Source organism: Mesorhizobium sp. M0663, from assembly GCF_040320585.1.
Lineage (GTDB): Bacteria > Pseudomonadota > Alphaproteobacteria > Rhizobiales > Rhizobiaceae > Mesorhizobium.
Window position 1 is genome coordinate 562619 of record NZ_JAMYPX010000002.1, and the last position, 9824, is coordinate 572442.

The window sequence follows — 9824 nt, forward strand, 5'->3', positions numbered from 1 at the left end:
GCACCAGAAATCCTGCAGCGAGGCGTGGCGCAGGTCTCTCTCGCTGTATCGCGTAAAATCACTGGGCGTTATCCTATCCATTGGGCTGGGGAGAGCTCATTTGCTCCTGCGCCGACCGGTTGCCGGCATCCCAGGCAAATTGTTTTGATGCATCCGTTTCCGATAAATGGGTTGCCCATTTTTCCTTTGGATGGGTCCAGCAGATAAGGGACTTTTCGACCGCATCGGCATGGGCCGACAAAGTACCATGCCCCCCTTTCGGGCAACTGCGGTGCCAAAGTATAAGAGTCATCAAGGCGGGCGGGCAGCTTTTTAAAATGGACTTCCTCTAGATACGCTTCGAAGCTGGCCAGATTCTGAAGGAATTGCGGGATTGGGCCTGTGTCCGGGTCAATGCCTTTCGCCCTCAGTGCGTTCCTGGCGAGAATGCGCTCAACACCAAATCCCTGGGCTGTCAAACCAAATGAGAAGCCTTCGTCGCTGCTAATCTTGGAAATATCGAAACCGTTTATAGTCAGAATCGCCTGATCAAGGTTTTCGGGATCCTGTGTAAGAACCGGCTTAAGTTGAACGCCAGACTTGTCCGCAATCGCAATCTGCGGGTAACCACCGACATCGCGAACGCTCCCAGAATTCATGATGTGCTGCAGTATGTATAATACGTTGATCACCCTGTCGCCCGCTGCTTGGCGCTCTTCATAGAGACGAGTGAACTCATTTGTCCCGCTGCCGATGGCAAATAGAGTGCCGTCTAGCACATCGAAACTTTCCACCTTCATCGAGAAAGCCCCGTTCTCCTCAACCGGTGTTATCCTGTGATTCCGGAATGCCTGCTTGACGGGACAGTAGCCGAATAAAAAGCCTTCAAAAAGAGTGCGACTGCCTGGGTGAAGTCGGGAGTTAACGTCTTTCGTTACGTGCTCACCTGAGCGCGCGTAGATCTGAGCAATGAGATCAGAGCTGGGTGCCACATTTGGATTTCCCGTAAAAAGAACTTGCGCACACGTGGAAGCGATTGCGTGTGTATTGCCTGCAAGCAGCGTTGATCCAGCGAAAGCGAATCCGAGCGAGTAGAAGGAAGTGCTCTTGGCCTCCTCGAGTCCAGGTTCGTTGATCGTCCACCGGACCGGTACCACCGCCAACTTAACGCCGTGCTCCGTAATGGTTTCTCTGGATTCGGATGATGTCAGTCTAGTGTCGGCAGCACACATAATGCCGCCGCCGGTTCCAAAAAGAACAACCAGGGTCATGGGGGGCTCCAACATTCCGCGTGGGGAAGCCTATCATAGCAGGAGCCCGTGGCGAGTCGGCGTTTTGCTGCTTTTGTTGGGAGCATCCAGACTGTTAGGGAGCATCATCCTACTATTCGTCCCAGAAGTCTTGCAGCGAAGCGTGGCGAAGGTCTTCCTCGCCCCTGAGATGTTTGACGCGAGCTTTGATCCCCGGCTTCACCCATTGCGTTGCCGGCCGCTTTGGCATGTTCTTTGGCGGTGGGCCGGTATGTTCCTGGACCCGCTTCCACAGCCGCTCGCGCATTTCGCGATTGACGCTGACGAAAGCGCTGCCGACGTATTTGCGCGTGCCGGGCTCGGCCATCAGGGCAAAGGCCGGTTTCCCGCGCTCGCGTTCGACGCCGAGCAATTCGTATTCGTCAATGGTGTAGCACTTGGTTTTCAGCCAGTTGGTGGTCGGGCCGCTCACATACTTGCTGTCTATTCGCTTCGACACCATGCCCTCTAGGCCGGCCTTGTCTACCAAATGATAGATCGCGTTTGCCTCGCCTGGCAGCGCCTCGCTGAATTGAATACGGCCACCGGCCTCTATCACCCCGTCGAGCATTTCGCGTCGCTCCTCCAAGGCCATCTCTCGAAGATCATGGCCGTTGAGGTGCAGGAGATCGAAGGCGACGAAGTAGAGATCATGCTGGCGACGCGTGATTGCTTTCCGCAGTTCGGCAAAATCGGAGAGGCCATTCTCATTAAGGACGATGATTTCGCCGTCGATGATCGCGTTCTGGACGTCCATCTCTTTGGCTGCCGCAGCCAGGTCGCGGTATTTCGGTGTCCAGTCTAGGCCACGCCGGGTGAAGATTCGCGCGCGGCCGGCATCGATGATGATCTGGGAGCGGTAGCCGTCGAACTTGACCTCGTGACTCCATCCGCCGCCCTGGGGCGGCTTTGCTACCAGAGTAGGCATCATCGGAGGGATGAACTCTAGACCTCCGGCAGTCGATCCCTTAGTCACGACTAGGGTCTAGGTCTTGGTATGTCGGAACGCATCCCTCGAACGGGGGATGATCGTCAAAGGTCGTCACCCGTCGTCGATAGCGACAAGCCGGTAGCGGAAGTGATTGCGAATGTGATCGTTAAAGTACCGGCCTTTGGCGAAGGCCGCTTTGAACCCAGCATACGTCTCGGGCGGCACGTCCTCAAACTTATACTGTTTGCCGCTGGCCACGAACCACACCGAAAGGGTTCTGTTCTCCGGATCGTATTCCGTCTTGCGTATCGACGTCGATGGCATCAAGGCGGCCCGACTAAAAAGCTATCAATGATCAAGGAGACGGTCGCGTTCCCTAAAAGCTGCTTTCTAAGTCTTCGGCGCCACAGCGACCTTTGGCCCGGCAGCCGGCTCGACCGGATCAGCGCTGCTATCACCGGTGAGTACGCCACTCCGGGGTTTGGTGCCGCCATCGGGACAGCGGTCTGATTGTGGTCACGATGCTGGCTTATGGCCTGCCAACCGCCGGGCGGTCAGTTGGCGGTGCCTTCTGGATCGCCCCCTGCTCCAGATGAAGGATTGACCTGTTGCGCACAGACACTTTTCCGACCATGGCAAGGATCGTTTTTCTGCTCACCTTGGCCGGCGTCCTCCTGCTCGCGCTTTCGCCGGTGCGCTTCCTGCAGGAGTTGGACATGGGCTTTACCTTCCACCATGACAAGCTCAACCACGCCGCGGCGTTCGCTGTGCTGGCGGCGCTCGGAAGCCTCGGCTGGCCGGAACACAAGACGAGGCTGGTCGTGCTCCTCGCCATCACCGGCGCGGCGATCGAGCTGCTTCAGGGCGTGCAGCTGATCGCGCGCGATATGGATGTCCTCGACTGGGTCGCCGACTGCGCCGGCATGGCCTGCGGGCTGGCGGCCATGGGCGGCACAAGAAGGCTGATTGGCGGATTGCTGTAGCCCTGGACCGCGTTGCCGCTCGCTGTCTGAAAAATGTAAATCGCCGGCTGCGCCAGATAGCGCGGTGTCCGGCCGCGTAGCTTAGCTTTCCCACACCAGCACCGAACCCCTTCCAGCCTCGCTTATGCGGGGCTTTTTTTATGGAGCAAGTCCTCATGTCCCGACCTGCAACTGCCGCCGTTCGTCTCCTGACCGGCGAACGCGAACCCGTGCGCCTCGCAACCACGGCCGACATCCTCCTGCACGGCCTGCAGGCCATCGATGGCGTGCCGACCGAAATCGGCGACCGCGTGCTGGTCAAGGACCAGGCCGACCCGACGCAGAACGGCATCTACACGGCGAGCGAAGGCGACTGGTTCCGCGCCGCCGACGCCCGTTCTACGCGCACCCTGCAGAAGGGCACGACGGTCCACACCCAGATCGGATCGGTCAATGCCGACCGTGTGTTCGAGTTCACGGCCGACGAGCCGGCCGTCGGCGCCGATGCCATCACCGTCGCCGCATCCGTTCCGCCCGACATCGCCGACGTGGTCGATGAGGTCGAAGCGCTGCGCGATGAAACCCAGGCGCTGAAGGATGCTGCCGCAGCCAGCGCCGGCCAGGCAACCGCCAGTGCCGCCGCTTCCGCCGCGAATGCCGGACAAACCACAGCCGACCGGGCTGCGACCAATTCCGATGCCGTAGCCGCCGCGGCCGCCGTCATCAGCGCCCAGGCCGCACGCGACGCTTCGCTCTACGGCAAGGGCATTTTCCCGACGACGGCGGCGGCAATCGGCTTCGGCGTCGCCGGCAACGGTGCGATCACGCCAGGCTCGGGCGGCGCCAATGGCACGTTCGACCTGGCGTTTACCGGCGGAACTGGCTCGGGCGCTGCCGGCCGCTTCGTCGTGGCGGGCGGGGCGCTGACGCAGATACTGATCACGGCGCCGGGCTCCTACACAGTGGCGCCGACGTTCAGTTTTGCGGCGTCGGCAGGGCTCGCCGGCGCCGCCGCAGCGGCGGTGCTGGGCAGGAATGTCGATGTCGGCGAGTATTTCTGGACCGAAGTTTCGACTGGTTCGTTGGGATTGTACAATGTCACGGCCGGACCGGTCGCAGCCGATACGGGCGTCCGGGCGGCAACGGCGGAAATTGCCCTGATCAGCTCAAGGATCGTCGGACCCGTTCCGATCACGGGTTCCGTCGGCGGCACGGTGATTACGAACGACAGCGTCTATTTTTGGCCTGGATCGCTGTCGACGGTCGATGAATATCTGTCGACCTTGGAGCTTGGATTTGGCATCGTGCCGGGGACAGCCCACATCGTTATTGCCCACGTCGAGGGCGACGGGACGCTTAGCCTGGTTTCCGACCAGACAATGTCCGTTCCAGCCGGCCCGTCGTCTGTTGTTTCAGGGCTTTCGATCCTGAAGCCTGCCGGCAGCGTCATGGGCCTCCAGCGCACTGGCGCTGGTAGCTGGTACTACACTGCCGGGGCAATTCCGAACGGCGAAGTCGAGTGGTTCACGGCGGCGGTTCCGGCCTCGCACACTGCCAAGACTATAGGCGCTGTAAATGGTCCGCAGTGGAAGGCGACCTTCACCGGCGAAGTCGCCGTCAAGGCGCGTGCTGCCTATACCACAGCAAACGGTCTCGTTTCCGCTGTCGGCGTTAGCCAGGAAATCGGCTGGCCGACGCTGGTCAACACGGGGTCGGACGTTCCGGGCAGCTACAGCGTCATCATGCAGACGCCAGCGCCGGCCGACGGCCATATTACAGCGGTCGACGTTGGCGCTGGCGCTGGCGCCGGCGCTGCGCTCATTCATGTAGTGGACTATCTCGGCGGGTTGGTGGTCAATGTCCTAAGCACATATACGGTGACGCTGGTCAACGGGGTCGCTCATATCCCGCTGGGTATCCCAATCCCAGCCGGCAAATATCCGGCGATCAGCGGTGGCGCCTACAAATTTCAAAACAACGTCAACCCGCAAGGCATCCCGGCATGGATCAAATCAGGCGCGCTGTCGAATGGCGCGACCGTAGCATCGTCCGCCCAGCATCGGTACGAGGTCCGCTTTACGATCAAGACCGGTCTGCTCGCCGATGCCGACCGGGCCTTGACCGGCGGCGCCAGCAATACCGGCATGAACCTGCTGGCTGACGCCGATCCGAACGGCGTCGTCGATGCGACCGCGCTGTTTGCGTCCGCGGCGAGCGCTCATCCCAATCCCTATGTGCCGCCTGGAAATTTCGCCTTGACGGCCATTCCCGCATCTGGCGACGGTTTTTGGGGACCTGGCAAGCCGGCCGTCAACAGTAAGCGCTTCTTCATTCCGCGCCGGCCGTCGCTGCAAAATCTCTATGACGGCTTTCGCGCGACGATGGCCGAACACATCGCCAACAACGATGTGCTCTGCCTGATCGCCGATAGCATCGGCCATTGGGCGCTTGCCAGCGACGGGCCGAAACACTGGTTCAACCTGGTTACGCGTTTTGCCAATATCGGCATTGCCGACGATGAACCGGGCATGACTGCTTTGCGGCCAAGCTCTACCTATCTTCCGACTTTCTATGGCGTCACCGTCGCCGGGAGCGTGTTGACAGGGTCGCGCGGGCCGATCGGCGAGAGCATCATCCTCGCCGCCGGCGCGTCCTTGGCGTTTACCGGCACCTATGAACAGGTCGACGTCCACTACACTCAGGACGCCGGCCAGGGGTCGCTTGCCTTTGTCTTCAACGGCGGCGCGGCGTACAAAACCGTCAACTGCGCGGGCGCCCTGGCGCTTGATCAGTATTCGGGGCCTTCGCTCACCGGGCAGGCGGCAAGCGGCAATTACACTCTTACGGCTGTCGGCGGTCCTGTCGAGATTACCGGGCTCATCAGGCTTGGCGTCAAGGCGGCCGGCTCGCGTCCGCGCCTGCGCACCTTGCGCGCGGCACACGGCAGCTATGCCTTCTCGTCATTCAACACCGCGCGTCTTACATCGGCCGCCGCTCAATGCGGCTACGCCGGCGGCAAGATCGTGCCCATCCTGGCGCTCGGCATCAATGACAGCTTTGGCACGCCGCCGGCCACGATATCGGCAAACATCGCAACAATCATCAACACGTTGGAAGCGGCCGCTGCACCGCGTATCCTTGTGATGCCGCCGACGCGGCCGTCAGCCGCATGGGATGCAAGCTACACGGGCGGTCGGACCTATGATGCCGCCCTTGGCGCAATCCGTCAGACCTATCGATCGCGCAATATGCTGACCATCCCGATCGACGGCTTCGACTACATCAATTCGGGAAACTATCAAGAGGGCTTGCATTTCAACGATGCCGGCCATGACGGCAATGCGCTGCGCTTCATCGAACAAGTCGCGGAAAGGGGATAAGCAATGGCATTCGCTATTCAGCATAAGGGCGAAATCATCACCGAGCTCGAGGAGGGCGAGGAATGGCTGGTGGTGGGCGCAATGATCATGGTCGCAAAGCCGAAGGATCCGGCACACAGCCGCGAAATCCCGGTTCCTGACGGCGACATTGAGGGTCTCGTCGAGGTCTGGGTAGGCGGCGCCGTAGTCGACGCTGGACGCCATTCGCAGGCAATGGCAGGATGAGGTCGGCGGGGGCTATCCTTGGAGGATTGTCCCATGGCGCATGCCGGCAGCATCATCGACATCTATGACGACTATTACGCCGATGGAAAAGTAGCCGCAAAACGGGACATAGCTTCAAACCAGTCGGTCGGGCACATCGAAGCGGTCATTCAAGGCCAATTCTTCGACAGGATTCTTGACATCGGGGCGGGCGAAGGTGCGGTGCTGGATAAGCTGAACAGGAAGGGGCTCGGTAAGAAGCTTGGCGCCGTCGAGATTTCGAAGAGCGGCGTCGAGGCCATCAAGGCAAGAAAAATCGCCAAACTGGACAGCATCGACGTATTCGACGGCTATCACATCCCTCATCCCGACAAGTCGTTCGATCTTGGGCTTGCCATTCACGTCGTCGAACACGTCGAGCACGAACGGATGTTTCTGAGGGAGGCGGCTCGGGTCTGCGAGAAGCTCTATATTGAAGTGCCTTTGGAGCATACGCGAGATCTCAGCAAGGCCATTCGGATGTCAGGGCCGTATGGGCATATCAACTTCTACACGACCCAAACGTTTGAAAACCTTCTCAAAACGTCTGGGCTAAAGGTCGAACGGCTAAAGGTTTTTGCGCACGACCTCGCTTATGAACAGCACCTGGCTGGCGAAAAAAAAGGATGGGTAAAACACAGACTGCGGACCGAATTTCTAAGGTTTGCACCCAAGACGGCGATGCGCAGCATGGCCTACATGGCCGGAGCTCTGTGCTCAAGTCGCTGATCTAGCAGCAGCGCCGCCGATTTGCTTTGCAGGATTACCGCCGACCATACTAAAGGGCGGCACGTCTTTCGTGACGACAGAGCCCGCACCAACGACCGATCCCTTGCCGATCGTTACGCCCTTGAGAATAATGACGTTGAAGCCGATAAAAACACTGTCTTCAATCTTCACTGGCGCAATGGTGATCTTTGACCAGTCCTTTTTTCCCTGATGCCAGTCGGCGACATCTTCCTTGCGGTCTTGCCAACCCGTCGCGTGTGAGTTGTGATCGACGACTGTGGTACCCCAACTAATGATCACGTCATCCCCGATTTCGATCTTCTCAGCCGCCACGAGGTGGCTCTTGCCGATATAGGATCTTTTTCCAACGGTGATCTTTGCATCGGCGCGATCGAAGGAAAAGACGCTGTTGATGATGCATTCTTCGCCGATCGCATGCTTGCCTCGCCGCAAACTGCGGACGCTCCGCAAACTTAGCTTCGTTGCGGGGCCGGAGTTGATGCCGGCTAGGCGGTAGAGGAATGGTGGAACGAATGGCATATCAGTTGCGGCCGAAGCGCGACTTTCGCACCCTCTCAGCGAAAAGCTGCGATCGCTCGAAGAAATGCTTCCAATGTTGGTGTTCAGATACCCCTTCGAAGAATGCCCGCGCCGCGTCTTCGAGGTCCGAATCAATAATTGCACGTGGGATCGGTGGCTCGTCGGCTAACTGAGCCGACAACCGAAATCGGCTGTTCGCAATAGACAGGTCAGCCTCCATCATCCATGCGTCTCTTTACGGCCTAGCTATTGCGACAAGCGGCGGCGGTTTGCAAGCTTGCGAACGACCGCGTCCGCCAGTCTAGACGCCGTGAAAATCGCCGAAAGACGTCAGAACAATCGGGAGCCGCGCGAGGTCACACCAACACGGCACTGCAACTCGACCAGAAATCCTGGGGGGAGAGGTTTCGGCTAGGGTTCATCGCCGACGCAGACCCACCGCGGCGGAGCCGCTACCGTCTGCTGTCCTGCGGCTTCTGGTGAGGTTCCTGGCTTTTCGACCACCAGACAAAATACAGCGAGCCCATCTTCATCACAGGCACGCGGCGGTCGCGTTCCCTGGCCCGCAACTCACGATAGGTCTTCATCTTCAGAGTGCCGCCAGGCAACCTGATACGCACTGCCATCGGTCCAACTCCCGTTGTGCAACGCAGCAATTTTCGTGCAATGCGGTAAGTAGAGACCTTCCGTTACGGAAGAGTCAACAGCGGCCTCATCAACTTATTTTGCAAGCTGGCCGGCGGAGGTCGGGGCGGGCTTTCCCAGGCGCATGGCAGCCGAAAAAATTCATGCGTCACCCTGGCGACTGATCATCAATCAGGCGCTGGCGGTTCGACCACCAGGTGAAATAGATCCGGCCGATCTTGACGACGGGTATGCGGCGGGCGCGTTCGCGGTCGCGCAATTCGCGGTACACCTTCACCTTCAGTGTGCCGCCAGGCATCCTGATACGCACCGCCATCGATTCCGCCACCCCATTGTGCAATGCAGCATCAGAGACCTTCCGCTGCGGAAGAGTCAATGCCTGCCCGCTGACTATTTCTGGGACTAGTCGAGCGGTCTTGAGGTTCGGGCGCGCGCGGCGGTTCCCGATCCCGCACGGGGCGCCAGTGCCAGTTGGGATCGTCGGGTGCGGGGGCTATTTCCTGGGCGAGGATTTATTGGGCGAGGATGGGCGACCGGACATGCCGCTCGGCCACCAGATGACGAAGTAATTGCCGAACTGCCAAACCGGCACCTCGCGTTTCTGCTCGCGGCGCCGCAGCTCGTCCCTTTTCTTGATCTTCAAGGTGCCGCCTGGAAGCCTGATTCTTATCGTCACGTGTCCTCCCGTACCCGCTACAGGTACGAACGATAGACGGGAACAGTTTCATCCCGGCTAAGCAATTTCATCCAGGTCGAGCAATTTCGGGCGCGGTAGACGCAGGAACCGGGACCTGAGCGAGATCGCCGGAACTGGCTTCATTTGAAGAAATCCGCAATGCCGTTGATGGCCAGCACCGCATAGACGATCGGTCCGGCGATAAACGCACAATAGAGGCAGAGGATCGCCGACAGCACCAGCAGCAGCGGCTTGTCGCGACCGACGGTGCGGAGCTCGGACTTCACCGTCCAGCGCGCCGCAGCGGTTTGTTCATCATCAGACATGTGCACCATCCCGCGGCCATTTCACACGGCAGGTCGAAAACATCAACCTTCCTTGCAACATCGGCACGGGCTGCCGCCCAATTCTGATTTGCCGCCACGCATCTGCTTTTTCAACCTCAAAACC

The 9824-nt window shown here is 59.6% G+C and carries 13 protein-coding genes; 4 read left to right on the forward strand and 9 right to left on the reverse strand.

The annotated features are described in order from the left end of the window. Positions 1–68: 68 nt before the first annotated feature. The 3 genes from NKI54_RS06145 to NKI54_RS06155 form a co-directional block, all read right to left on the reverse strand. Positions 69–1250, reverse strand: coding sequence for a hypothetical protein (locus NKI54_RS06145; RefSeq protein WP_352690948.1), 1182 nt, complete (start codon positions 1248–1250; stop codon positions 69–71). Positions 1251–1362: 112 nt separating this feature from the next. Beyond that, positions 1363–2199: an ATP-dependent DNA ligase gene (locus NKI54_RS06150; protein WP_502898199.1), complete on the reverse strand. Its 837-nt coding sequence runs from the start codon at positions 2197–2199 to the stop codon at positions 1363–1365. 111 nt (positions 2200–2310) lie between these two features. After that, positions 2311–2523, reverse strand: coding sequence for a KTSC domain-containing protein (locus NKI54_RS06155; RefSeq protein ID WP_352690949.1), 213 nt, complete (start codon positions 2521–2523; stop codon positions 2311–2313). Positions 2524–2807: 284 nt separating this feature from the next. On the opposite strand from NKI54_RS06155, the gene NKI54_RS06160 reads away from it, so the two are divergent. The 4 genes from NKI54_RS06160 (at position 2808) to NKI54_RS06175 (ending at position 7513) form a co-directional block, all read left to right on the forward strand. Continuing rightward, on the forward strand, positions 2808–3182 hold the full coding sequence (locus NKI54_RS06160; protein ID WP_352690950.1) for a hypothetical protein: 375 nt from the start codon (positions 2808–2810) through the stop codon (positions 3180–3182). 155 nt (positions 3183–3337) lie between these two features. Beyond that, positions 3338–6541, forward strand: a complete 3204-nt coding sequence (locus tag NKI54_RS06165) for an SGNH/GDSL hydrolase family protein (protein WP_352690952.1) — start codon at positions 3338–3340, stop codon at positions 6539–6541. 3 nt (positions 6542–6544) lie between these two features. After that, complete coding sequence (locus NKI54_RS06170; protein ID WP_352579390.1) at positions 6545–6766, forward strand: hypothetical protein; 222 nt, start codon at positions 6545–6547, stop codon at positions 6764–6766. Between the two features lie 33 nt (positions 6767–6799). Then, on the forward strand, positions 6800–7513 hold the full coding sequence (locus tag NKI54_RS06175) for a class I SAM-dependent methyltransferase (RefSeq protein WP_352452700.1): 714 nt from the start codon (positions 6800–6802) through the stop codon (positions 7511–7513). On the opposite strand, the gene NKI54_RS06180 is transcribed toward NKI54_RS06175, so the two are convergent. From NKI54_RS06180 to NKI54_RS06205, 6 genes are all read right to left on the reverse strand, one after another. Then, positions 7502–8053, reverse strand: a complete 552-nt coding sequence (locus NKI54_RS06180; protein WP_352579389.1) for an acyltransferase — start codon at positions 8051–8053, stop codon at positions 7502–7504. The genes NKI54_RS06175 and NKI54_RS06180 overlap by 12 nt on opposite strands. Before the next feature lies 1 nt (position 8054). After that, positions 8055–8276: a hypothetical protein gene (locus tag NKI54_RS06185; RefSeq protein WP_352579388.1), complete on the reverse strand. Its 222-nt coding sequence runs from the start codon at positions 8274–8276 to the stop codon at positions 8055–8057. Positions 8277–8505: 229 nt separating this feature from the next. Further along, positions 8506–8679 carry a hypothetical protein gene (locus NKI54_RS06190; protein ID WP_023675754.1) on the reverse strand — a complete coding sequence of 58 codons (174 nt, stop codon included), beginning with the start codon at positions 8677–8679 and terminating at the stop codon, positions 8506–8508. A 167-nt stretch (positions 8680–8846) separates the two neighbouring features. Beyond that, positions 8847–9014 (reverse strand): hypothetical protein, encoded by a 168-nt coding sequence (locus tag NKI54_RS06195; RefSeq protein WP_023675755.1) that lies wholly within the window; start codon positions 9012–9014, stop codon positions 8847–8849. Positions 9015–9191: 177 nt separating this feature from the next. Next, complete coding sequence (locus NKI54_RS06200) at positions 9192–9374, reverse strand: hypothetical protein (protein ID WP_031211529.1); 183 nt, start codon at positions 9372–9374, stop codon at positions 9192–9194. Between the two features lie 140 nt (positions 9375–9514). Beyond that, the gene (locus tag NKI54_RS06205) at positions 9515–9700 is read right to left on the reverse strand and encodes a hypothetical protein (protein ID WP_031211530.1); all 186 of its coding nucleotides are present in this window, start codon (positions 9698–9700) and stop codon (positions 9515–9517) included. Between the last annotated feature and the right edge of the window lie 124 nt (positions 9701–9824).